The organism is Methanothermobacter sp., assembly GCA_030055615.1.
Lineage (GTDB): Archaea > Methanobacteriota > Methanobacteria > Methanobacteriales > DSM-23052 > Methanothermobacter_A.
On record JASFYN010000003.1, the window covers coordinates 91,084 to 114,474 of the forward strand.

At 39.2% G+C, this 23,391-nt stretch carries 24 protein-coding genes; 10 read left to right on the forward strand and 14 right to left on the reverse strand.

Going from position 1 to position 23,391, the window contains the following annotated elements:
* Window positions 1-3: 3 nt before the first annotated feature.
* The 10 genes from QFX38_06105 to ehaA form a co-directional block, all read right to left on the reverse strand.
* On the reverse strand, window positions 4-1,029 hold the full coding sequence (locus QFX38_06105; GenBank protein ID MDI9624441.1) for a homoserine dehydrogenase: 1,026 nt from the start codon (window positions 1,027-1,029) through the stop codon (window positions 4-6).
* Between the two features lie 20 nt (window positions 1,030-1,049).
* Window positions 1,050-1,523, reverse strand: a complete 474-nt coding sequence (locus QFX38_06110; protein ID MDI9624442.1) for an allosteric regulator of homoserine dehydrogenase — start codon at window positions 1,521-1,523, stop codon at window positions 1,050-1,052.
* Window positions 1,524-1,549: 26 nt separating this feature from the next.
* Window positions 1,550-1,765: an Asp-tRNA(Asn) amidotransferase subunit GatC gene (gatC, locus tag QFX38_06115; GenBank protein ID MDI9624443.1), complete on the reverse strand. Its 216-nt coding sequence runs from the start codon at window positions 1,763-1,765 to the stop codon at window positions 1,550-1,552.
* Entirely contained in the window at window positions 1,762-3,174 is a 1,413-nt protein-coding gene (locus tag QFX38_06120; GenBank protein MDI9624444.1) for an asparagine synthetase B, read from the reverse strand. The genes gatC and QFX38_06120 overlap by 4 nt, the downstream gene beginning before the upstream one ends.
* Before the next feature lie 27 nt (window positions 3,175-3,201).
* A complete protein-coding gene (locus tag QFX38_06125; GenBank protein MDI9624445.1) occupies window positions 3,202-3,594 on the reverse strand; it encodes a pyridoxamine 5'-phosphate oxidase family protein in 393 nt (130 codons plus the stop codon).
* Window positions 3,595-3,621: 27 nt separating this feature from the next.
* Window positions 3,622-5,343: a cation-translocating P-type ATPase gene (locus tag QFX38_06130; protein MDI9624446.1), complete on the reverse strand. Its 1,722-nt coding sequence runs from the start codon at window positions 5,341-5,343 to the stop codon at window positions 3,622-3,624.
* Between the two features lie 100 nt (window positions 5,344-5,443).
* Window positions 5,444-6,352: a carbohydrate kinase family protein gene (locus tag QFX38_06135; GenBank protein ID MDI9624447.1), complete on the reverse strand. Its 909-nt coding sequence runs from the start codon at window positions 6,350-6,352 to the stop codon at window positions 5,444-5,446.
* A 23-nt stretch (window positions 6,353-6,375) separates the two neighbouring features.
* Complete coding sequence (locus QFX38_06140) at window positions 6,376-7,266, reverse strand: formylmethanofuran--tetrahydromethanopterin N-formyltransferase (GenBank protein ID MDI9624448.1); 891 nt, start codon at window positions 7,264-7,266, stop codon at window positions 6,376-6,378.
* Window positions 7,266-8,291: an energy-converting hydrogenase A, subunit R gene (locus QFX38_06145; GenBank protein ID MDI9624449.1), complete on the reverse strand. Its 1,026-nt coding sequence runs from the start codon at window positions 8,289-8,291 to the stop codon at window positions 7,266-7,268. The genes QFX38_06140 and QFX38_06145 overlap by 1 nt, the downstream gene beginning before the upstream one ends.
* Window positions 8,292-8,318: 27 nt before the next feature.
* Window positions 8,319-8,606, reverse strand: a complete 288-nt coding sequence (gene ehaA / locus QFX38_06150; protein ID MDI9624450.1) for an energy-converting NiFe hydrogenase A subunit EhaA — start codon at window positions 8,604-8,606, stop codon at window positions 8,319-8,321.
* A gap of 244 nt (window positions 8,607-8,850) precedes the next feature.
* Here ehaA and QFX38_06155 point away from each other — a divergent pair, with 244 nt between their 5' ends.
* The 10 genes from QFX38_06155 (at window position 8,851) to QFX38_06200 (ending at window position 21,239) form a co-directional block, all read left to right on the forward strand.
* The gene (locus tag QFX38_06155) at window positions 8,851-10,203 is read left to right on the forward strand and encodes a DUF1616 domain-containing protein (GenBank protein MDI9624451.1); all 1,353 of its coding nucleotides are present in this window, start codon (window positions 8,851-8,853) and stop codon (window positions 10,201-10,203) included.
* 15 nt (window positions 10,204-10,218) lie between these two features.
* A complete protein-coding gene (locus QFX38_06160) occupies window positions 10,219-11,157 on the forward strand; it encodes an SDR family oxidoreductase (protein ID MDI9624452.1) in 939 nt (312 codons plus the stop codon).
* A 424-nt stretch (window positions 11,158-11,581) separates the two neighbouring features.
* The gene (locus tag QFX38_06165; protein ID MDI9624453.1) at window positions 11,582-12,268 is read left to right on the forward strand and encodes a glycosyltransferase family 2 protein; all 687 of its coding nucleotides are present in this window, start codon (window positions 11,582-11,584) and stop codon (window positions 12,266-12,268) included.
* Between the two features lie 31 nt (window positions 12,269-12,299).
* The gene (locus tag QFX38_06170; GenBank protein MDI9624454.1) at window positions 12,300-13,286 is read left to right on the forward strand and encodes a UPF0104 family protein; all 987 of its coding nucleotides are present in this window, start codon (window positions 12,300-12,302) and stop codon (window positions 13,284-13,286) included.
* Between the two features lie 491 nt (window positions 13,287-13,777).
* On the forward strand, window positions 13,778-15,430 hold the full coding sequence (locus QFX38_06175) for a pseudomurein-binding repeat-containing protein (GenBank protein ID MDI9624455.1): 1,653 nt from the start codon (window positions 13,778-13,780) through the stop codon (window positions 15,428-15,430).
* An 812-nt stretch (window positions 15,431-16,242) separates the two neighbouring features.
* Entirely contained in the window at window positions 16,243-16,941 is a 699-nt protein-coding gene (locus tag QFX38_06180) for a (Fe-S)-binding protein (protein MDI9624456.1), read from the forward strand.
* Window positions 16,923-18,128, forward strand: a complete 1,206-nt coding sequence (locus QFX38_06185; GenBank protein ID MDI9624457.1) for an LUD domain-containing protein — start codon at window positions 16,923-16,925, stop codon at window positions 18,126-18,128. Before QFX38_06180 ends, QFX38_06185 begins: the two co-directional genes overlap by 19 nt.
* A gap of 309 nt (window positions 18,129-18,437) precedes the next feature.
* A complete protein-coding gene (locus QFX38_06190) occupies window positions 18,438-19,151 on the forward strand; it encodes a (5-formylfuran-3-yl)methyl phosphate synthase (GenBank protein MDI9624458.1) in 714 nt (237 codons plus the stop codon).
* 9 nt (window positions 19,152-19,160) lie between these two features.
* Window positions 19,161-20,639, forward strand: coding sequence for an IMP dehydrogenase (gene guaB, locus QFX38_06195; protein MDI9624459.1), 1,479 nt, complete (start codon window positions 19,161-19,163; stop codon window positions 20,637-20,639).
* A gap of 30 nt (window positions 20,640-20,669) precedes the next feature.
* Window positions 20,670-21,239, forward strand: a complete 570-nt coding sequence (locus tag QFX38_06200) for a molybdenum cofactor guanylyltransferase (protein MDI9624460.1) — start codon at window positions 20,670-20,672, stop codon at window positions 21,237-21,239.
* Here QFX38_06200 and QFX38_06205 read toward each other — a convergent pair.
* From QFX38_06205 to QFX38_06220, 4 genes are all read right to left on the reverse strand, one after another.
* Window positions 21,229-21,432, reverse strand: coding sequence for a pseudomurein-binding repeat-containing protein (locus QFX38_06205; GenBank protein MDI9624461.1), 204 nt, complete (start codon window positions 21,430-21,432; stop codon window positions 21,229-21,231). The two genes, QFX38_06200 and QFX38_06205, sit on opposite strands and share 11 nt — an antisense overlap.
* Window positions 21,433-21,535: 103 nt before the next feature.
* Window positions 21,536-22,282: a hypothetical protein gene (locus QFX38_06210; protein ID MDI9624462.1), complete on the reverse strand. Its 747-nt coding sequence runs from the start codon at window positions 22,280-22,282 to the stop codon at window positions 21,536-21,538.
* Entirely contained in the window at window positions 22,272-22,841 is a 570-nt protein-coding gene (gene cbiT / locus QFX38_06215) for a precorrin-6Y C5,15-methyltransferase (decarboxylating) subunit CbiT (protein MDI9624463.1), read from the reverse strand. Before cbiT ends, QFX38_06210 begins: the two co-directional genes overlap by 11 nt.
* The gene (locus QFX38_06220) at window positions 22,828-23,388 is read right to left on the reverse strand and encodes a UbiX family flavin prenyltransferase (GenBank protein MDI9624464.1); all 561 of its coding nucleotides are present in this window, start codon (window positions 23,386-23,388) and stop codon (window positions 22,828-22,830) included. The genes cbiT and QFX38_06220 overlap by 14 nt, the downstream gene beginning before the upstream one ends.
* Window positions 23,389-23,391: the final 3 nt, after the last annotated feature.

Sequence of the window (23,391 nt, forward strand, 5' to 3'; positions counted from 1 at the left end):
TTTCTAAGATTGTTTGGATTTCCATATATTTATTATGTCTGTGAGTATTGCTGATGCTGTTTCGAGTGAGCCTGCGCCTTTGCCTATGACTGTTATTTCCCCTGCCAGGTCTGTGCGGAGAGTTGCCATGTTAAGAGTGCCATCAACAGCATATGGTGATGTTTCTTTCACAAGCCGTGGGCCTACCCTCAGTATATCATGTGATATTTCTGCTATGAGCTTTATATGGTATCCGTCTTCCTTTGCAAGTTCTATGGCCTCGGGTGTTATCTTTGTGATCCCTGTAACCTCAACATCATCTAGGGTGCATTCTCGCCCAAGCACAGCATTTGCTAATATTACTGATTTGCATGCAGCGTCTAACCCTTCAACGTCCTGTGTAGGGTCTGTCTCTGCTATTCCAAGCTCCTGGGCCTCTTTTAGTGTTTGTTCGTATGATGAGCCTTCAGCAGTCATCCTTGATAGGATGAAGTTGGTTGTACCATTGAGTATCCCTATTATAGATTCTATCCTAGAGGAGGGTAGTGTCTCTTGGGCGAAGTTTATTATAGGCATGGCACCCCCAACTGAGGCCTCGAATTTAAAATTTACATTATTTTCCTGGGCTAGGTCGATTAGTTCTTTGTAGAATAGTGATAAGTGGCCTTTATTGGATGTTACAACATCTTTTCCATCTTTCATGGCCTTTGTTATGAGTGATTTTCCAGGTTCTCCTGTTATGATGTTTGTGGGTGTGACCTCCACGAGGCAATCATATTCAACCTCATCAAGTACTTGGAGGCCATCCATGCTTTCATACCCATGATCTGGGTAATAGGCTACGCTTCCCTTTTCTGATTTGACTTTTATGAGTTTTTGGGGGTCTAGTCCATCTTCTCGTATAGCAGCTCCCTTAGAGTCTGCAGCAGCAACTATGTCAATTTTGAGGTTGTATTTTCTCTTTATTCTTTCTTGGGTTGACCTTATAGCCTTTGCAACTCCTTGGCCAACAGCACCAAACCCTATGATGGAAATTCTCATGAGAAAAATCCTCCCAGATTCTAGAACTTTTATGTTTCTGTGATGACGAGCAAACCTTCTTTTGCACCGATCTTGCGGATCTCGTCTTCTAATAACTTTAAACTTTGGTGTTCTGCTTCCATTGTGATCTTGATTGTTGATGTTGTGGTTGACATTTTAAGGGAGAGGTCGGCGACTTTAACACCTTCTAGAGTGTTTATATTATCCACTATACCCTTTAGTTCCTCTTCTGAGATTCTACCTACCAGTATGGCGTTTACTTTTTCTTTGATGGGTATGCCATCCTTTTCTATTATCCTTATACCCTTTTCTGTCAATTTTTTTATTGCAAGATTTAGTGTTTTTTCATCTCCTTCGATTGTTACTTGTACTGGTACAAATGCTCCTGTTTTAGCATCCCTTTCATGTATTATGGTTACGATATTCGCACCTACGCTAGCTATCGGTTCTAAAGCAGCTACTAATTGCCCAGGGATGTCTTGTAGTTCGAGAACTAGGCTCATCCGCAAATTTAACACCACACTCTATTTTATTGGGTCCATTCTCCCCTTTCTACGATTATGTTACCTTCTTCGTCTACTGGGGCGTTCCGTAGTATCCTTTTAGGGTCATGTTTCCGTTTTTTATCGGCTCTTGTCCTGTTAAGATTATCAACGATGTAGTGTGTTTCTTCAAGTTCGGGCACCTTCTCAAGGGCTTTGGAAAACTCTTCTAATATTTTTTCGGCTTCCTTTTCTATCATCATTGATACCCCTTATAAAATTCCATCCTCAGGTCTTTCATGTAGGATTCATGATCAAAACCCGGCAGTATGCTCTTCCTCAAAATCTTATCTATCCCTGACCCATATTGGGCTGCCTTTTTAGGTCTTCTCGCGATAAAAGCTGGTACTCCCATTTCTAATGCAAGGTCCCGGAGTATGTGCTTCCTTAGACTATCATCACTACCTTTTATCTTATAGTCTATTGGTATATTAAAGGCTATGTTTATAATTTCCCTGTCAAGGAATGGAACTCTTAATTCTGTACTTGTTGCCATTGCAGTGGCATCATCCCTTTCGAGGTTTACATGGTACATATTTTGTATATCAGCCTTGAAGGCTTCAACAAGTTTATCCTCGCCCTCTTTATATAATTGGAGGTAGCGATGGTATCCTCCGAAGAGTTCATCAGCTCCTTGACCCGCGAATATAACTCGAATTCCATCTGCATGGGCGGCTTTGGATGCGAAATATAATGGCATGGCCACACCTATCTTCATGATATTAAATTCTTCTATAGCGGCTAAGACTGGTCTGAGCGCGTCTTTGACCATCTCTGGGGTAACTTCTATTATTTTAGGTTCTATTCCAAGCTCTTGGGCTGCTCTCTCCGCGAATATGAGATCTTGTGATCCTCTGCTGCCAACAGTATATAATATGGGCTTGGTATATTTTTCTGCGAGTATGGTGAGTAAGGTGCTGTCAACCCCCCCAGAAAATAATATGCCAATCCTTTTAAGTTTTCTGATCCTTTCTTTAACAGCTTTTTTAAGCGCTTCTTTTAATTTTTCCTTGGCAGTATTATAGTCCCATTTTGCCTTGATTTTTTCTGGTAATCTTTTTAATCTTATAAGTTTGTTATTTATTAGGATTGTTCCAGGGGGTAGTCTCTTTGTATCTTGTATGCCTATACTCCAGAGGGCTTTGCGTTCAGATGCGAATGCTATGAAATCCTCTCCAAGCTTGTAATAGAGTGGCTTAACACCTAGGGGGTCCCTTGCAAGGACAATATTTTCATCATCGAAAAATGCGAATGAATAATCACCATCGAACTTGTCCATGATTATCTGGAGGGCTTCCATAAGCCCATATTTTTTTATAGAATCTAATATGAGCCTAGAGGCTGATTCTGTTTTTGGATTGTATATCCTACCGTCACAAACTATTATGCCATGGTCTCCTATATGGGGGATTTTTTCATCTGTTATGAGAATATTATGACCCATAGCCACGTCTCTTTTAAATCTAGGGCTTTCTGGGTCTTTTTTATTAGGGGCTTTTAATCTTTTGTAATATATTCTTGTGGCGTCAGGACCTCTATGTTCTAGGATTCTCAGCATCCTGAGGAGTTTTGGGAGGGCTCCTTCACCTATGAAACCTGCTATTGCGCACATGATTACTGAACCCCAAGGTTGGAGTCGCTATTTTATCCTCTTACCGGCGTCTGGGCCTGGTTTCACAGAATATATTTCTTCTATTGTCATGAGGATGGCTGATTTCGGCTCCACTTCACTCATAACATTTTGAGCCCACTCAACAGCCTCTTCGAAAAATTTACCTGATTTGAATATTTGTGCAACGCCCTTAAATTGGTATGGATGTTCTTTGGCGTTCTGGACTATAATTGACATTTTAGGGTTTTCTTCGAGGTTACTTAGGGTCTTTTTCATGAAAACATCTACTATTAGTATCCTTTTGTCGTCTATTGGCCTTGTGAATCCGATGGGCACGACATTGGGTGTGCCATCACTGCTTGCTGTCGCCACAAAAACAAGATTTTTTTCTATGGCCTCTTTCATCTCATCAGTTAACATCTTCCCTATCCTCCTAATATTCTTATCTTACTGGGGGGATAAAAGCTTTTGGTTATTGCGCAGTCCATTGAGGATTACTGCGAGTGAAAGTCCCATATCACCTATGCCCACAGCCATCCATAATGATACTAGTCCAAAGATTGAAAGAATGGCCAAGGACCCTTTAACTAATATTGAAAAGAATATGTTCTCTTTAACTATTCTCATTGTTCTTCTTCCGAGTTTTATTATTTGGTGGATTTTCATGAGGTCATCGTCGATTAGCACTATATCTGCGGTGTCAAGGGCTATGTCAGAGCCTCTGGTCCCCATAGCAATCCCGACATCTGCTGCTACAAGGGCTGGGGCGTCGTTTATACCGTCACCAACCATGGCAACTCTTCCCTTAGATCTTAGATCTTCTATGAAATCGAATTTGTCCTCTGGGAGCAGACCTCCAATGTATTTGTCAATTTTAAGTTCCTTTGCTAATTTCTCCGCGACTTTCGGATTATCCCCTGTTAAAATCATTGTCTTAATATTTTCCTGGGATAACCTTTCTATTAGGGCAGGGGCTGATGGTCTCATTTTATCTTCCAATGTTATTTCCCCAATGATTTCATCCCCACTTTCTAGGAAAATGGACATGTCTTCGCTTTTCTGCCGGGCGTTCTGGCCTAGGAAGTACAGTTTACCATCGATCCTACCAGAGATGCCATATCCCGGCTTGTATTCTAAATTTTCAGCTTTTAATGGTTCCAAACCTTTTTCTTCTGCTATTTTAGTTATTGCTTCTGCTATTGGATGTTTTAAACCTCTTTCTAGCGAAGCTGCGATCTTTAATATGTCAATGTTATTGTATGATTTTATTTCCTTTATTGTTAGCTTACCCTGCGTTAGCGTCCCTGTCTTGTCAAATACAACAGTTCTTACCTTTGACATTTCTTCAAGGTAATTTGAACCCTTGATTAGTATCCCTTCTCTTGTAGCTGCTGTTATCCCTGATATCATCGCAACTGGTACTGATATTACAAGGGCGCAGGGGCATGCGATCACCATCAATACGAGAGCCCGGTATATCCAAATTTCTGGGTTGCCTATGATAAAACTTGGGATAATACCCGTTAATATGCTTGCAATTATAATTGTTGGAGTGTAATATGATGCGAATTTGTCCATGAAAACTTCTCTGGATGATCTTTTCATTCTAGCCTTTTCTATCAATTCTATGACCCTTGCTATGATTGTCCTTTCAGAATTCCTTGTGACCTTGACTTCAAGGTAGCCTTCAAGGTTTATTGTGCCAGCGAATACTTCATCCCCAACAGTCTTATGAACTGGCTCGGATTCTCCTGTAATATTTGATTGGTCAACATAACTTGAACCATCTATTATCTCCCCATCCAAGGGTATCATGTCCCCTGGGCGTATGACCATTATCTCCCCTGGTTGCACTCTACTAGCATCCACCTTAACCTCTTTTTTTCCAATTTTTATAGTTGCTATTTCTGGTTTGAGTCGCATTAAGCTCTTTATAGACTCATGCGCCTGGCCGGTCGCATATTCTTCTAGATATTCTGCGATATAATATAGCAAAACTACGAGGGCTGCTTCAGGATAATCCCCAAGTGAGTATGCTCCTATCACCGCTAATGTAATGAGAAGATTTATAGTGAACTTGCCATGATAAAGTGTGATGATGGCACCTTTGAATGTCTCGAGACCTGACGCAAAAACAGTTGCTGTGAATAGTATGAAAGCAAGTAGCATATACCCATTATATTGTAAGTAGAGTCCCATGATAAACAAGATGACAGATATGATTATGACTTTTTTATCTTTTCCATTATTACAAGGCATAAGCGGGACCTCATTTTTTTAATATTCTTGTAGCTTCACTTGAAGGTAGTGTGGTAGTTGCACCATATCCTTGTATACAATGGGATGCTATATAATTTCCAAAGTAGCATGACATTTCAAGGTCATGGCCCGTAAGCCATGCGTATAGGAATCCCGCGTTGAATGCGTCACCCGCCCCAGTTGTGTCCACGCATTCAACTTTTAAGGCCGGTACTTCCACTTCCAGGTCTTTCATAAGCCCGTAAACCCCTAATGGGCCTCTTTTTATGATGATGACATCAACTTCATCTGCTAAGAGTTTCGCAGCCTCCTTGTAGGATCCATGGTAGCCTAGCATCATCTTAATTTCCATCTCATTTAATAATAGGATGTTAACGGCTTCTATGAGCTTTCTAAGAGCTTTTATCCCCCTTTTGGCGTACAAGTTTCCTGGGTCTAGGCTTATAAGAGGCCTAGAAGATAATCTATCAAGTAATGTTTCTTGGACATGTAGGCCTTCACCTGCAAATGATGTCAAGTGTAGTAATTTGCTATTCTCTACCAGTCTGATTTTTATCTCATCAATTTTTATGGTGTCATTTACACCAGGGTCTAAGTAGAGTGCTCTTTGTCCATGTTCATCCACAAAGCCTATTACTTTACCGCTTCTACCTTTTTTTGTGATGATTAAAAGATCCAAGTTGACCTTTTCCCTTTCAAGGTTTTCTTTAAGCTTGAGGCCTTCTCTGTCCATGGCTACCTTACCGATGTATGCTGTTTTAAGGCCTAATTTTGAAAGTCCTATGATGGTATTAGCCGCTGAACCGCCGCAACTTTCTTTAAAACCTCTGATTATGGTTTCTTCTTCTGGGCCTATGATTTTATCAACCATGTAGAGTTGGTCCATGTTAAGGGCTCCGAAACCCACCACATCAAACATTTAAAATCCCCAAAAAAATATTCCTAGAATAGTTCATGGAGGAATATCTTATCATCGCCTAGTTTACCATCGTAGTTGCCGGCTGAAACTCTTATCACACCATCAAATTCTGAAACGGCCTTCACACCCACCCTTAAGGCTTCTATGACATTTTTTTTGGAAAGTCCGTTTATTACTATTTCTGGTATGTATTTAACTCCATTTGGGACTTTGGATTCCTTGCCTAATTTTGTTTTTAGTGATGGGCAGTATGGATGGTTTGTTGTGGGGCCTATCCATGGGTACTTTGTTTCAGGCTTTGATGGGGCTGAACAGATATCAAATGGTGTTATGACCTTATCTATTCTACTTATGGCTTCTATGGCGCTTTCACCCGCTTCAAGTACTGATTTTTTATCCTTGCACATGTACCAGAAGTTGGCGCCCATTATACCTGTCTGGTATCCTAGCCGGGCTTCTATTTTGAAATCCGGCACTGCTATAGGTACTATTATCATCTCTCTTCCATGAATGGTTTCTATCCATTCGTATCCATCACCACAATGTCCAACGTGCTTCATCATGTCAATGTACCCTTCTGCTTCTAAACTTGCATCAAATAGGCTTGTGAACGGCTTCACTAGGATGTCCTGTCTTATCCTATAGGATAATTCTACCTCAAATTTTTCCATGTCATCAAGGGCAAAATAGAATTGTAGAATAGCACCATGTCTAGAATCTGGGGTCATGTCAGGACCCAAGAAAGATTCAACACCACTTTCTAATCTTCCTATGACCGCTGCTGGTGTGGAAGTAGCATCATATGCCGCTCTTTTAACTGTTTTTTTGTCGTGGGCAGTTACTATGGCCCTTACACATTTACCCTTGAAGATTTCGCAGAATGTGTCCTCTATGATGGTGCCGTTGATGTTCACTATCCTAGGCCTCCTATGGCCTCCCCCCTGACCCTTTTACGCATTTGGAGGCTCTCCTCTGCTATCTTTTCTATGTTATCATCTGGGATGAGTATTCTTGGGAAATCTTCCTTGAATGTTTCCATGAATTTTTCAAAGATATTATAGCTTATCCTAAAATTTTCCAAGGCCCTTTCAGGGTCCATTGTGTAAGCTTTCACGAATTCTATGATATAGTCTCTGCCGAAACGTGAATGTAGATCTGCTATTAGAGCTAATGGGAGGGCGTTCTCTGCTATAATGATTATATCAGCTTCCTTTACAGCGTAATGGTTTCCATTGAAGGATACAGCCAAGCCACGCCCCTTTGTGTACCTGAGGGGTTCCACGTCAGTTATACTATCCCCCACATATAATGTTGATTTTATGGGGAGTTTCTCCTTTTTGAGTATTTCTTTGAGGGCTAGGCGTTTTCCCTCCCCTCCTACTGTCTTAACATCCTCTATGAGTTTACCTATCCTCATCTGGGGTATTTCTTCGAAGAATATTTTGTCCATTGTCTCGAAATCAGCGCCTTCCACTATCATGTCTTTGAATTGGAATAGTTTCTCCCTTTCATCCTCAGGAAGTTCGTGTGAATCTATGTCAAGGCTTGTATAATATGTGTTCTCGAAGGGAAAATCGATTAGGTTACAGAGGGCTTCAATGTATTGCCTATAACTTGTGCTTATAATATAGGATGGCATGACTCTCTGGACTTTTTGGAGTAGTTCGCGGGCCCATGGGACTAGGCTGATATTTTCTTTGGAAAATTCCACTATCTTGTCATTGGTGACATTATAGGCTTTTAAGAATGGTGTAATGAGTTTAAGGGTGTCACCCGCATTATAACCTGGTCTTTTAATCTCATATGCTAGTATATCATCGTATCTGCTCACTGCAGCGAAGAATCTGTCACCATCCGGTATGAAATGGCTTGCAAGTTCGAACGCATTGTCATTAAGTGAAATGGGACCCTCACAGTCTGTTACAAATAATTTTTTCATTTTGGGATCACCCCCCGGGAACATTTCCTATCCAGGATGAAATGGGGGTTTGGGGAAGATGCTCTCTAGGATATATTTTACTAGGAGAGCTGATAATATTCCCATGATAAGGCCTAGATCCAAAGTATTATAGAATCCTTTAAATCCCAATCTTAGGGATGCTGCGAGTAAGCCTGCTGCGATTATGGGTGTTGGGAATATCACTGTCAAAGTCCATGAACGTCTCCATGGTCTTTCAGCTACGATTGGGAGTCCAAGGAGTGAAGCTGCAATAATAGCTGATATTATCGCAATCAAGTAACTAAAGAGGATCATATTAAAAAGATGAAAATTCAAAATATATAAAATTTTTCCAAAATCTGATATCTTAATCCGTGAAGTTTCATCCCCATTACAAAAAATAAAATCATTTGACTTATTAAAAGGGCATATATTTATCCCAGTTTATAATCTAATGATCAAAAAAAGGAGGATGTGCCAGAGTAGCTGATGTTCATGATAACAGTTATAAACTCTTATCATGTCACAAATCTTTGCTCTCTAGGAGGCGAATTATATCATGAAATCTAAAAAGCATGAAGAAATTTTAAGATTGCATCAATCCTCAAGGGATCTTATCGTTGTAGTTTTTTCAGCCTTCATACTCTTAATACTTCTACAATTCCCATATAAGTTTTGGATCTTCAGAAGCCTGATTATAGGATTTAATATTTTTTTAATACTGGGATATTCTATAATATCATCTTTTTCCCTCAAGTTTCAAGAGAAAAAATTATCCTTGAGGCTGATCCTAAGCATCCCCATAAGTCTGGCGATAATCATAGCATTTGACTATCTACCATTAGATAACCATGGGATCCTCAGATTATCAGCTATTATATCACTCATAGCAGGGATACTAGCATATGCTAGAAGACGTAGAAGACAAAGCATGATAAGAAGATCACTGAAAGAAGCTGGAATAGATGAAAAGAATATTATAAGCCCATCAGAGGCTGCTAGGATAGCTATAAAACGACATGAAAGGTTATCCAAAGGGGATGAGCTCGAAAGGGCATTCCCACCAGAGGAATATTTCAAAATCGAAGAAAAAAAAGAAAAGCCAAAAATAGGATCCTACGCAGACCTAATACTCATCCTCATATTCACAATAATAACAATAATATCACCAACCAAATGGCCACTTGGAATATTCATGATTATACTAATACCAGGTTATTTACTCATAGCAAGTCTAGTCCCAAAAAAGGAGACCATAAACCTTTATGAGAGACTATTCCTAAGTTTCACACTGAGTATGATCATAAGTGCCATCATCAGCCTAATCTTAAAAAAGCCTTTAAACCTCGCCCTCACAGAAACATCTTGCAGATTGTCCATTTTCTTAACAATAACATCCTTCATAATAAGATCGAAGACTAAACCCGCTGAAAGATTTTACTGGAGCCCCATCAAATCCATTAAAAGGATCAAAGACATGCACCTGAAAAAAAACCAAATGATATCACTCATAATATTCATCATCCTCATTTCAATGATAGGAGCCACCATTAACACCGTAATTTTAAATCCAGTCCCATCAGAAAAATTCACAGAATTTTACATCCTTGGACCCACAGGAAAAGCATACGATTACCCAACAAACCTAAAAATAGGCGAAACCGGAGAAGTAATTATAGGAGTTGTAAACCATGAATATCAGACCACAAAATATAGGATAATCGTTAAAATAGGCGAAGAAGTCATGGACAATACTACAATAACATTAAAAAACGGCGAAAAGTGGGAAAAACGCTTTAAATTCACCCAAACAGAAGCTGGGGACAACCAAAAACTCCAGTTCCTATTATACCGTCTGCCAGATGAAGAAAAAGTTTACAGATCACTCCACCTCTTCGTGAATGTGAAATAATAAAAGGTGAAAATCGTGAAAGATAAAAATGTTATAGTCACCGGCGGCCTTGGATTTATCGGTTCACACCTTACAGACAGACTACTAAAAGAAGGTAACAAAGTAACAGTTATAGATGACTGCTCCACAGGCTCAATCGACAATTTAACCATGAAAGACCATGAAAACCTCAAAATCATAAAAGGTAGTATAACAAAACTGGACCTTGAAAAAATCTTCAAAGGAAAAGATTACATATTCCACCAAGCAGCCCTCGCAAACGTGGAAGAAAGTATAAAAAATCCAATAAAATGCCATGAAATAAACGCCACAGGCACTCTCAAAATCCTCCAAGCCGCAAAAAAGTGTAACATTATAAAAGTATTACACGCATCAACCTCAGCAGTTTATGGGGACAATCCAAACGTACCACTAAATGAAAACGAAAATCCCAAACCACTTTCACCATACGCCGCATCAAAAGTTTCAGCAGAATCATATTGTCACGTTTACACCCAATGTTATGGGCTTAAAACCGTCTCACTAAGATACTTCAACGTATTCGGACCACGACAAAACCCAAAATCAGAATATGCCGCCGTAATACCAAAATTCATAAACGCCATACTCTCAGGAGAAAAACCAATAATCTATGGAAACGGCAACCAAACCCGAGACTTCATCTATGTAGAGGATATAGTGGAAGCCAACCTACTACTCGCAGAATCAAAATTCACAGGCCCAATCAACATAGCCACGGGTGAAAGCATCACAATAAACAAACTCCTAGAACTAATAGAGGATATACTCAACGTTGACATTAAACCAATCTACCATGATCCAAGACCAGGTGACATAAGAGAATCCATGGCAGACATAAAACTTCTAAAATCCCTTGGATTCAAAAAGGTCACAAAACTCAAAAATGGACTTGAAAAGACAATAGAATGGTACAAAAAAAAGATAGATTTTTAAAGGGAAGATATAATTAGAAGATTTAAAAAATATACCAATTAGTGGGGGGAGAATCGAGCGATAACAGTTATATAGGGAGCTTGTAAAACCCAAAGTTTATGTAGAGGAAAAAACCTCTACTATTATAATGGCCAAAATTGTCCCCCCCAAAAGGATGATTTTCATCAATAACCAGAGATTCCCCACAATAACAAAAGAGTTAGCTCATGGTCATTTTATGCGACCTCTTCCCCACATTAGAAGTAAAACTTTAAACACTTTAAAATTTAATGTGCTACTAATCATTTCCAAGAAAATGGAGAGTGAATCTACCAAATAGATAGCAGGCAATCCAGAAATTATATCAAAATTGTTTAAAGGAGCCAATAATCGTGCTTCAAGAGAATATAAGCTTTTCCTATCATCAACCTTTACTAGGGATAGCATGAATATAGTGATAATAATACCAGCATATAATGAAGAAGCAAACATAGAAGAAGTTGTGAAAGGAGCCCTTGCACATGGAGACGTTATAGTTGTAGATGATGGATCTACAGATAATACAAGTACAGTAGCCAAGAAAGCAGGGGCAAAGGTTATAAAACATGGAAAGAATAAAGGTAAGGGCGCGGCTATCAAAACGGGGATTAAGACAATAATCGACAAAGGATATGATGTCATAGTTTTAATGGATGGTGATGGGCAACACGATCCCCAGTATATAGGGTCTTTAACATCCCGGATTAATGGGGCCCAGATAGTTATAGGATCCCGTTTTATGGATGATATTAGTAAAATGCCTTTACATAGACGATTTTCTAACAAGATAACAACTTATTTTCTGGACTATTTGACAGGCTATCATTTAACCGACACCCAAAGTGGTTTCAAAGCTATTAATGCAGATTATGCACCATTGTTACTTAAAATACCATATGATGATTATATTTATGAATCAGAGCTTATACGCGTGGCCGCGGCCCATGGACTTATAATAGATGAAGTTCCAATAGCCTGTCATTATGCCATGGAAAAATCATACATAAAAATGGCAGACATCTTGAAATATATGGTCTTCATAACAAGACTATTATCTTACAAGATTATGAAGAGCATAAGAAGGTATCTGTAAGAGGATAAACTTTTTTGGAGAGGTTAGAATCATGAGAAAATTCTATGTTTTCATTTTCAGCCTTGCACTCCTCATGATCCTCATAGCATGGATAAAGCCCTCTAATATAATATACGCTTTTTTGAGAGTGCAATGGCCATTCATTATACTGGCTGTAATAGCCCATCTTATCATAGTATTTATAAGGTCTCTTAGGTGGGGTTTCATAATTGATAAAAGAGGATCCTATGTCGATAATTTTATCGTGAAAACCATAGGACTCTTCGCAGCTAATCTTAGTCCAATGAGAAGTGGTGGTGAAATTATCAGTGCCGTGGCTGGTAAGAAGATAAACAAGATCCCTCTTTCGCGTGGATTATCAGCTGGACTTACTGAAAGATTTTTCGACCTTGGAATAGTAGGAGGTCTCCTTATAATTTCGGCATTATTCATCCCCATGATGAGATTGATAACCTTAATTGGGGGTTCTATTTCGATCATTTTAATGGTTATCATATATTTAGTTAATTGGAGGGAAGGAATAGGTGTAAAATTATATGATAGGGTTCATAGGATTTTGGAAAAATTCCCAATAGCAAATAGAATCCTTGATAGCATCTATGATAAGATAACAAAGACTATAATTAATATTGTAGTGCATACTAAATCTTATTCAGGTACGAAGGATATCATTGTAATATTCTTGTTATCATTAGTTTCATGGTTGATGGAATGTATAAGGTTGTATCTGGTTTTTTTGTCTTTTGGGGTTCATAAGAGCTTTTTTGTGATTGTTATTATATTTCTCCTCGCAAATTTTGTAGGAGTGATTTCAATGCTTCCAGGGGGTCTTGGTTCAATTGAGATTTCATTAACAACACTTTTGATACTATTTCAAACACCGGTTTATTTAGCGGGTAGTATAGTCCTCATGGATCGTATCATATCATTTTGGATGGCTAACTTTCTTGGTCTGACATTCACAGCATACTATGCAGAGGAAATATTAAATGATATTAAATCAACCCTTGATATCTGAATTTAGAATTTGATAATTTACTTTTATCTATTTGTATCTCAACAGCGCAATCCCATTTATGGCGTGTAAAAAAGGCTAAAAGTAAACTTCAAAGTTCGAGAAAGTCGCAAAAAAATTATAAAGGAGTATAAGGGGCTTGTGAACTTCAAATTTTGCGTATGGGGAAACCTCTGTTAGTAATGGCCAACGTCTTTTTGATGGTGCGAGTAACAACCACACAACTAACCTATGATAACAAATTGGGTCGATATCTTCTATATTTTTGATATTGAACTTGAGGATGTTAAACTCTTGATAACTTGCTAGTATCTATCAAAGTCTATCAATGTCCACATCTTATTATGTTTTTTCTGTTCCTAAGCACCTCTTGAGGGGAAACCCCCATAAAAAGCTTTAAAAATAAGTGGTTCTTCTATTAACAGATAAAATATATCCTCTTTCCAAGAATTAAATAAAAATATTTATATAAAACTTTCAAGTGATATTTTTATTTGTCACAGGTTACATTTGCCTGTGATGTGGGAGGCGATAATATTTCGACTGGTATAACAGTACTATGCATGCTATGCATGGTACTAGCAACAGTAGGTACCAGTTATGCCCAAGAAAACACAACCACAAACTTTGAATTAAAGGATAACAGTGCACAATTAAGTGAAGAGAAAACCAACGAAACCCCCACCATAATGGGAAAAACCCCCAAAATTAATGAAACGAGCCAACAGGCAGCATATAACGATGAAAAAAATGTAAAGACCGTTAAACCCTCGGATATTGAGGATGCAGCGGTCAGGGTTAACAAGTTCATCCAAGAGAACGGAAAACTCCCCAGGTATGTGAGTATCAAAAATTCAGAGGTTAGCATGCCGGACTACTTATACCTCCTCACAGCATCCCTAACAGGTGGGGATACCATCCTAAAGAATGTGAAACCACCCAAAAGCTCCATTGGAAGCACATTGACCGGTTCAATAAAATTAAATGACTACCTTGAAGTTGCAGGTAGGGTGTACAATTTCATAAAATCGGAAGACACAGCACCCTCCTATGCAAACTACCAGGGCCTTAAAATCAGATTCGAATCCCTCATATGGCTATTCACAAAAGCCGTTAATTTCAAAGTAACAAATCAACAACTGCCCAATTACATAAACCTTGAAAAACTTAATAACATAGGCACATACACTGCATACAATAACAATCCAGGCAGCACTTCAGGAAGTGCTGCCAGCGACAATTCAATAGCTATCAAAGACATCTTAAATGCGGCAGTTTCACTTAAAAATTTCATAGAACAAAATCAGCGCCTACCCACATATGTGCAGGTGGCAAATCAAAAAATAAGCCCAAGCCAATTCTTATACCTAATGGCTAAAAGCATAATCAAAATAAATAACGGGAAAAACACACCCATCAGCCTAATAGAAGCTAATGAAGCGCCAAACCCATCAGGGAACGCTACAGGCATACTTGAACTCAAAGAATATCTTCAAAGCGCGGTGAATGTCGCAAGTTTCATTGAAACCAACAAAAGATCATCAAATTATGCCATAACAAGCATTGGGAAAGTATCCTATCCCGATATAATCTATGCCATGGCGAGGATACTTACATTCTACAAGGAAAATAACATATTACCTAAAATAGTAACAATAAAAAAGGTATACAAACAAAATCAGGATACAAACAATGAACTCACTCAGTACCTTATCGCCACGGCAAACTGTCAAGTGAACGATCCTAGTATACAATCATTAGCCACCCAGTTAACCCGTGGCCTTACCAGTACATGGGATAAGGCGAAGGCTGTCTTCAACTGGGTCAGGGATAACATAAATTATAGTTTCTATTATAATACAAGGTATGGTGCTGTTGGAACCCTTAAATACAGGACTGGTAACTGTTGCGATCATGCACATCTTGTAGTGGCACTTGCCAGAGCAGCCGGGTTACCAGCACGATACAAGCATGGAATCTGCACATTCTCCAGTGGAACCTATGGACATGTCTGGGCACAAATCTACATTGGGGGTACATGGTACGATGCAGATGCAACAAGCCTCAGAAACAGTCTAGGTGTAATAAACAATTGGAACACAGCAACTGGGACAATACTAGGAACCTACGCAAGCCTACCATTTTAAAAGCCACCATATTTTCCTGGGAGAGGTAAAAATTCCTCCCATTTTTTCTTTTTTAAGAAAAAAATGGTCCTGGAATGGATACAGTCTTATTGGGATGCTCTAGTATACTTAAACAAGAATATATCCATTGTTTATCTTCCGATTTTAAAATGAATCGGGAAGATCTCCCATCATACAATATAGGCCTTATAACCTATTTTAGGTCCATGTAACATGCGCAAAAAAGAGGGATATAAAATATGATAGAGTATACCACACCCAAACCATATGATTATGGAAAGTTGAAGAGATATGATTTGAAGAATAAGATTTTATCAACCCCATTATACCATCTAAAGCTGAAAGCCCGATTAGGGTTATACCCCTCAGAGAATTCGATTTTAAGATAATCTCCTCCATTGAAGAAGTCAAACCCCCCCCACACAATGAAAATATGTACAAAAATAGTAAAGGACAATATTAAATGGAATACAATTTAGAGGTTAATCTTGAAATATTTTAAAGGGGTTATCTTAAACCCTCCCATTCTCAAAATAACCGGGGTTAGAGTGGTGGTAAAAACTTTTCAAACAATATTAAAATTTAATGGTTCAAATAACAAGTGTGAAAAACATTCTTTAAGGAGAATTATTATATTCCGACTCGAAGGTGACAAGATGATACTAGATGCAATTTACATCCCATTATCCCAAGGGAACCACGGAAGGCTAAAAGGGTCGAGAAAGATCACTATGTAATCCAAAGTTTAAAGAAAGCACACTCCAAAACTTGGTGGCTTTTAATTTTTTGCATGAACATAGGAGGAATGAAGATTGGATCTTATATACTTTAGAGGTTGTATGGGCCGAGAAAGAGTCCCTGAGATAACTAAGGCCACAGAACAAATCTTGGATCATGTGGAGATCCCTTATAGGATTCTAGAAGATGAAAAGTGTTGCGGTTCAGTGCTGCTCCGCACAGGCTTCCTCGAAGATGCTAAAGAGAGGATAAGGGAAAATTTAACCCTATTATCTGGTTCCAGGTTGCTTGTATCATGCGCTGGCTGTTACAGGACATTTAAAATAGATTATCCCCGTCTATTCAATGTTAAAGTAGATGTTATCCATAGTTCCCAATTATTCCATCAATTATTAAAGGAGGGAAGAATCCAAATTAAAGGAAATTTAAAGGTTACATATCATGACCCTTGCCACCTCGCAAGGCATTGTGGAGAATATGATGCTCCAAGGAAGGTTTTAGAAGCTACCGGAACCCTTGTGGAGATGGAAGAACATCACGTGAATGCCCAATGTTGTGGTGCTGGTGGTGGTGTGAAGGCAGCATATCCCCACCTTGCAGAAAAAATAGCCCAAAAGAGGATAGAGCAAGCCCTTGATACCGGGGCGGAGATATTATGTACAACTTGTCCCTTCTGTAAATACAACTTAAAATCTCATGGAATGAAAGTAATGGACATTTCAGAGATTATAGTTAGCCTTATGGGGGTGCCAAAATCCGCAAAAATCAACTGAAAAACCTCAAGAAATCCTTCCAGATATTGGCTGAGAGAAGGGTGGGAATAATAGAAGACCCCCTGATAAAAGAATTAAAAGAAAAAGTGAAGAGTATAAGGGAAAATTCCATTAAAAACCTCGAAATATTATTAAAAAAGGTGGGAGAATCCTTTGAGGATAATGATATAGAATTTTATATTGCAAAAAATGGAAAGGAAGCAAATAAAATCATATATGATATCGTTAAAGAGGAGAATGTAATCGCAAAATCCAAATCCAATACACTTTCTGAAATAAACATGGCAAAATTTCTCGAAAAAAAAGGCTTAGAAGTTATAGAAACAGACTTAGGTGATAGGATAATCCAACTAACAGATGATAGGCCAATACACCCAACAGCCCCAGCCTTACACTTTAACATACAAGAAATAGCTGACATAATAACCAAGAAACTTAAAATAAAAATCAAGGCAAACCCAGAGGATATAATGGAGACAATAAAAGCAGATGTTCTCAATAAACTTGAAAATGTTAAAGTAGGGATTACAGGGGCTAATGCAGTGGCAGCATATGATGGTTCAATTGTAATGATCCATAATGAAGGTAACATAGGCTTGCTTTCACTCAAGGACACCCACATTATCGTATTCGGCATCGACAAACTAGTAAGCACATTAGAGGATGCCATATTAGTGGCTAAACTCGAAACAGCCTATGCTACCGGTTCAAGAGTCCCATCATATATAAATGTGGTTTCAGGTCCCTCTAAGACAGCAGACATCCAAAAGATACTCCTGAAAAACATGTATGGTGCCCATAGGGTTGTCGCAATAGCCCTTGATAACGGTAGAAGCAAAGCCCCACCTGAATGTTTATGGTGTATAGGCTGTGGAACTTGTATAACATCCTGTCCCATTTACAATATAGTAGGATATGATTTCGGCTACAAGGGTTACCTTGGTGGTAGAGGCGTAGCATTCACAAATTTCATAGAAGGTGAAAAGGCAAGTTTTGACGCTGGAATATATATGTGCACACTTTGCAGCCGATGCACCACAACATGTCCCCTTGAAATCCCCATACCAGATATAATAGAAAAGGTAAGATTTAAAGTACAAAGGGCGGGTTATAAATTAGATCCCCATGAGAACATAAGAAAAAACATCAAAGAAAATGGAACACCCTTCAGACATGGGAAAACATGAAAAGACAATAAAAGAGCTTCCAGCATTCACATAAGATCTCACGCTACACTATTCACAATTTTGAAAAGGATTTCACGACTCAACCACCCTCTTGGATCTATTAAGATGTAATATACCCTCAAATTCAAGTTTTGAAATCTCCATGTAAATAGACATCCCAGAAATATCTAAATATTGGCAATATTTAAATTTCCCGGCTCTTATCCCCCTCATTTTCGAAAGGGACTTTGCGCCGAAAAAGATAAAAAGGATGTTTTTCTGATAAAATAAAAAAATATTATCTTCATTCTCATGAGGGAGGTTCATGAATTGCTTCTACTAGTAAGTCCAATCAACCCAAAGGAGGCTATAGAGGCCATTAAAGGTGGCGCGGATATAATAGATGTGAAAAATCCCAGGGAAGGCTCCCTCGGAGCTAGCTTCCCCTGGGTTATAAAAGAGATAAGGAGAATAACACCTGATAACATGCTTGTGAGCGCCACATTAGGTGATGTCCCATATAAGCCGGGCACGATTTCATTAGCCGCATTAGGCGCCCTTACAGCCGGAGCAGATTACATAAAAGTTGGCCTTTATGGGACGAAAAATTCTAAAGAGGCAATTGACGTAATGGAAAATGTTGTAAAAACAATAAAAGACGAGGAAAAGAAAGCTTTCGTGGTCGCGGCAGGATATGCCGACGCCCACAGAGTAGGCTCCCTAGATCCGATGGAAATCCCCAATGTGGCCTATGAAGCTGGTGCCGATGTCGCAATGTTAGATACTGCTATAAAGGATGGTAAAACCTTATTCGATTTTCTGAGTGTTGAAAAACTCCAAGATTTTGTTAAAGAAGCGCATAACATAGGATTAAAAGCCGCACTGGCAGGTTCCATTAAAAAAGAACAATTAAGGCCACTAAATGAGATTGGATGTGACATAGTCGGTGTAAGGGGGGCTGCATGCGTTGGAGGAGACCGCAACACCGGTACAATACATAGAAGTGCAGTTACAGAACTTAAAAAGTTAATAGAAGCTATTTAGGTGTTTTTAATGTACTCTAGGAAGTTAAAGGAAGCCGAAACCGCCTACACGTTTGACGATTTCTTGTTAGTACCCCAAGCGTCACTAGTAGAACCCAAAGATGTTATTATAAAAAGTAAAGTATCAAGGAACCATGAGATAAACGTCCCCATCATAAGTTCTGCGATGGACACAGTCACAGAATATGAAATGGCAATAGCCATGGCCCAAGAAGGCGGCCTCGGCATAATACACAGGAATATGAGCATAAAGGACCAAGTAGAACAGGTGAAACGGGTTAAAAGGTCAGGAGACCTTACAATAAGAGATGTTATAACAATAAACCCAGAAGCATCACTAAGAGAAGCCCACGAAATAATGGAAAGAGAAAATATAAGCGGACTTCCAGTTGTAGACAATGGGAACATACTTGGCATCATAAGCAGAAGAGACATAGAACCCATAATCAATTCAGAAGCCGAGAAAAAAGTAGAAGAAGTAATGACAAAAGAAGTTGTAACCGTAGACGAATCAGTAACACCAGCCGAAGCCCTTGACATAGCCTATGAAAACAAAATAGAAAGACTACCAGTCGTAAAAGATGGTAAACTCGTAGGAATACTCACCATAAAAGACATACTCGAACGTAAAAGATACCCCAATGCTTCAAGAGACGAGAAAGGAAGATTCATCGTAGGAGCAGCCACAGGACCATTCGACCTTGAAAGGGCCAAGGCCCTCGACAATGCAGGTGCAGATATAATAGCCATCGACAGCGCACACGCACACAACCTCCACCTCGTAAAATACGCAAAGATCATGAAAAAGAATATCGACGCAGATTTAATCGTTGGCAACATAGCAACAGCAAAGGCCGCAGAAGACTTAATAGCCCAGGACGTGGATGGTATAAAAGTTGGCATAGGCCCAGGTTCAATGTGCACCACCAGAATAATCGCAGGTGTGGGGGTACCCCAACTCACCGCCATAGCAGAAGTTGCAGATGTTGCAAAGGAATACGACATCCCAGTAATAGCAGATGGTGGTATACGCTATTCAGGGGATATCGCAAAGGCCATAGCAGTAGGTGCAGATGCTGTGATGCTCGGAAACTTATTAGCCGGTACTTATGAGTCCCCGGGTGATGTTGTAATCATGAACGGGCGCAAATATAAACAATATCGTGGAATGGGATCGCTAGGAGCTATGACAGGTGGCATAGGCGCTGGGACGGACCGTTACTTCCAAGAACCACAAAGCCATATGAAACACACCAAGATAGTCCCAGAAGGAGTTGAAGGCGTCGTACCCTACAGAGGCACAGTAAGTGAAGTCATATTCCAATTAGTCGGAGGCCTTAAAGCATCTATGGGCTACTGTGGGGCTAAAACCATCAAAGACATGCAAAGGAAGTCCAAACTTGTTAAGATAACATCCAGTGGAATAAAAGAAAGCCACCCCCACGACCTCCTAATAACCAATGAAAGTCCAAATTATCCCACAATGTAACGGGGGTATAACAATATCATATCAGCCATAATACTCTGCGGAGGCCAGAGCAAACGCATGGGAACAGACAAGGGTCTAATCATTTTAGATGGAAAACCCTTCATATCCAGGATCATTGATAAAATCAAACCCTATTTTGACGAAATATTCATCATACTAAGGGACGAAAAACAAAAAAGAGAATACATAAAGTTACTTAAAGACGAAAATGTGAAAATCCTCACAGATATAATAAAAGGAAAAGGACCTCTTGGGGGCCTGCTAACAGGACTAAAGAATATAAAATCGGAAAAAGCCCTTGTTTTACCCTGCGATTCACCATTTATAACAAAAAAGTTTATAGAAAACTTTCTTAAAATAGATAAACTGGAAGAATATGATGCAATAATACCAATATGGGAGGACGGCAGACTAGAACCCCTACATGGGATATACAGTCAAAGGGTAGCTGAAATAATCCATAGACTACTTTTAAAAAATGAAAAGAAGGTCGGTACTCTAATAGAGACTATCAAATCTAGGCTAGTGTCTGTGGAGGAATTGGATCCGTCCCTAGAAAGCTTTAGGAATATTAATAGGCCAGAAGATCTTAGGATTTGATATCAACGGTCTGTGGATTACGCCCCATTTCAAGTATGAACTTGTTCACCCGTTCTATCATGTCAATATAATGTTCTTTTCTGATCTTTTTACCATCAACGATGGCGTATTCAGGGAGCATCCCAGTCTGATTTTTGAACTCTAATATCTCATTAACCATCTCTCGATATTGCTCTAGCGTCAAACGCTCCATCAATACCAACCATCAAACCTTTTTAATGTTATAATTCATTCCATCTCCTCATATATAAATGATACGATTTTATTTTACAAACCTTTAATAAGTGATCGGCGATTTATATTACATGTATATTCGCTTTTGGGTCGAATGGATTTGTCCGAATTGCAAGTGAAAAAAGGTAAGGGTAATTCTTCATTAAATGCTCCATGTACTTTAACCATTCAGAAACAACACCTTTATAAGCACGTTCCAAGTCGCCCTCAAGGTGCTCATAATCAGTCCTGGGCAAATCATCAAATGATACCCTCTTCTCAAGCTCCTCAGTAAAGTGGAAAATCGCCCAGAGCATGTCAGTGAAACTTTCATGCTCTAAAAGGTTTGGGTTCTCCAATAAGCGCAACATGAACCTCCGACGCTCACCCAAGAACATTCTCAAATCTTCTAGAAAAGGACTCTTACTCTCATCCAATGGTATTCTAGGATCATAGGCCTTTATTTTACCAATTATCCTCTTGAATTTGTATTCACTCCAATCTTGGCCTATTTTAAGATCTTCACGTATCCTTTCCGTGTTTATTTCGTGTTTTGAAACTTTTTCCAGAAATTCTGTTCCCACTTCGCTGAAAAACGCCCCTATTACCATGTTAAGTTTTTCTAGGAGCATGGATTTCTCCCTTGCGGTTATAGCTGCCTCTATTACTAGTACAACTATAAGCACTTCCAAGGGCAAAAATGCAAGATCAATCCCAATATAAAACAATTCATGCTTAGCATCCTTAAATATAAGATATACTAGAAGATAGAGTAGTACCGAGGATAGAATGAGCATGATGCCAAGTTTAACCCGCCAGTTAATCTTCATCTATGCCCCCCCATATAATTGATATCGGATTATTAGCTAGCATCATAGTACCCCTTTCAAGAGAACGTCCCCTCGCAATATTAACATCTATGATCCCATATTCAAACCCGAGCTTTTTGAACGCTTGGATGGCCTCTAACTTAGTCTCAAGTAATATGGAAGTTATTATGATCCTTCCATGGCCTTTAAGTTTCCTTGCACCTACTTCCATTATTTTTGATAATTTACCGCCGCTTCCCCCAATGATTATTATGTCAAGATCCCCTATCTCTTCGAGGGCCTTCTCAGCATAGCCATTGATCAATTCAACGTTTTCTCCAAGCCCATGCTTTATTAGGTTTTCCCTTGTAATTTTTATGGCATGAGGATCCTTGTCTATGGCATATACCTTATGGACTCTCTTCGCAAACTCTAATGTGAAACCTCCTGTGCCACAGCCAACATCGGCAACAGTCTCATCCCCTTTAGGGTCGGCCTTGCACAAAACCAGACATCTTATCTCCTCTTTGGTGGGCCCGGGCACTTTATCATCTTTTATGAAATCTTCATCGGGTATCATGGCCAGTCCACCGCCTGAAAAGGCTGTTTTCAACTCCTAGAATGTCTAGTGCCTTGCCTGCTATGAAATTAACCATGTCATCTATATTTTCCGGTCTATGGTAGAATCCTGGCATTGCAGGTAATATTATACCACCTTCCCTGCTCACCTTTAACATGTTTTCAAGGTGTGCATTCCTAAGTGGCGTTTCACGAGGTACTAATATTAGTTTGCGTCTTTCTTTGAGCGATACGTCAGCTGCCCGTGTAATAATGTTGTCAGCATATCCTTGGGCTATGGCCGCTAAAGTTTTCATGCTACAAGGTGCTATTATCATCGCCTCGAAATTAAAGGAACCACTGCTTATTGGAGCTTCTAAATCATGGACATCAAAATAGTGGTCTGCCAGGTCTTTTATCTCGTCTAGTTTCAAGCCGGTTTCATGCTCTAGGATCTTGGAGGCTGTATTGGTAACTAGGAGTGCTGTCTCTTTTTTTTCTGATAGGGCTTCTAGTATCCTTACACCATAGATTGTTCCACTGGCCCCTGTAATGGCTATTATGATCATCTT

Excerpts from the sequence above, each read along its gene's own strand:
- QFX38_06110 (MDI9624442.1), bottom strand. The coding sequence starts at position 1,523 with ATGAGCCTAGTTCTCGAACTACAAGACATCCCTGGGCAATTAGTAGCT.
- gatC (MDI9624443.1), bottom strand. The coding sequence starts at position 1,765 with ATGATGATAGAAAAGGAAGCCGAAAAAATATTAGAAGAGTTTTCCAAA.
- QFX38_06120 (MDI9624444.1), bottom strand. The coding sequence starts at position 3,174 with ATGTGCGCAATAGCAGGTTTCATAGGTGAAGGAGCCCTCCCAAAACTC.
- QFX38_06125 (MDI9624445.1), bottom strand. The coding sequence starts at position 3,594 with ATGTTAACTGATGAGATGAAAGAGGCCATAGAAAAAAATCTTGTTTTT.
- QFX38_06130 (MDI9624446.1), bottom strand. The coding sequence starts at position 5,343 with ATGCTACTTGCTTTCATACTATTCACAGCAACTGTTTTTGCGTCAGGT.
- QFX38_06135 (MDI9624447.1), bottom strand. The coding sequence starts at position 6,352 with ATGTTTGATGTGGTGGGTTTCGGAGCCCTTAACATGGACCAACTCTAC.
- QFX38_06145 (MDI9624449.1), bottom strand. The coding sequence starts at position 8,291 with ATGAAAAAATTATTTGTAACAGACTGTGAGGGTCCCATTTCACTTAAT.
- ehaA (MDI9624450.1), bottom strand. The coding sequence starts at position 8,606 with ATGATCCTCTTTAGTTACTTGATTGCGATAATATCAGCTATTATTGCA.
- QFX38_06155 (MDI9624451.1), top strand. The coding sequence starts at position 8,851 with ATGAAATCTAAAAAGCATGAAGAAATTTTAAGATTGCATCAATCCTCA.
- QFX38_06165 (MDI9624453.1), top strand. The coding sequence starts at position 11,582 with ATGAATATAGTGATAATAATACCAGCATATAATGAAGAAGCAAACATA.
- QFX38_06170 (MDI9624454.1), top strand. The coding sequence starts at position 12,300 with ATGAGAAAATTCTATGTTTTCATTTTCAGCCTTGCACTCCTCATGATC.
- guaB (MDI9624459.1), top strand. The coding sequence starts at position 19,161 with ATGTACTCTAGGAAGTTAAAGGAAGCCGAAACCGCCTACACGTTTGAC.
- QFX38_06205 (MDI9624461.1), bottom strand. The coding sequence starts at position 21,432 with ATGGAGCGTTTGACGCTAGAGCAATATCGAGAGATGGTTAATGAGATA.
- QFX38_06210 (MDI9624462.1), bottom strand. The coding sequence starts at position 22,282 with ATGAAGATTAACTGGCGGGTTAAACTTGGCATCATGCTCATTCTATCC.
- cbiT (MDI9624463.1), bottom strand. The coding sequence starts at position 22,841 with ATGATACCCGATGAAGATTTCATAAAAGATGATAAAGTGCCCGGGCCC.
- QFX38_06220 (MDI9624464.1), bottom strand. The coding sequence starts at position 23,388 with ATGATCATAATAGCCATTACAGGGGCCAGTGGAACAATCTATGGTGTA.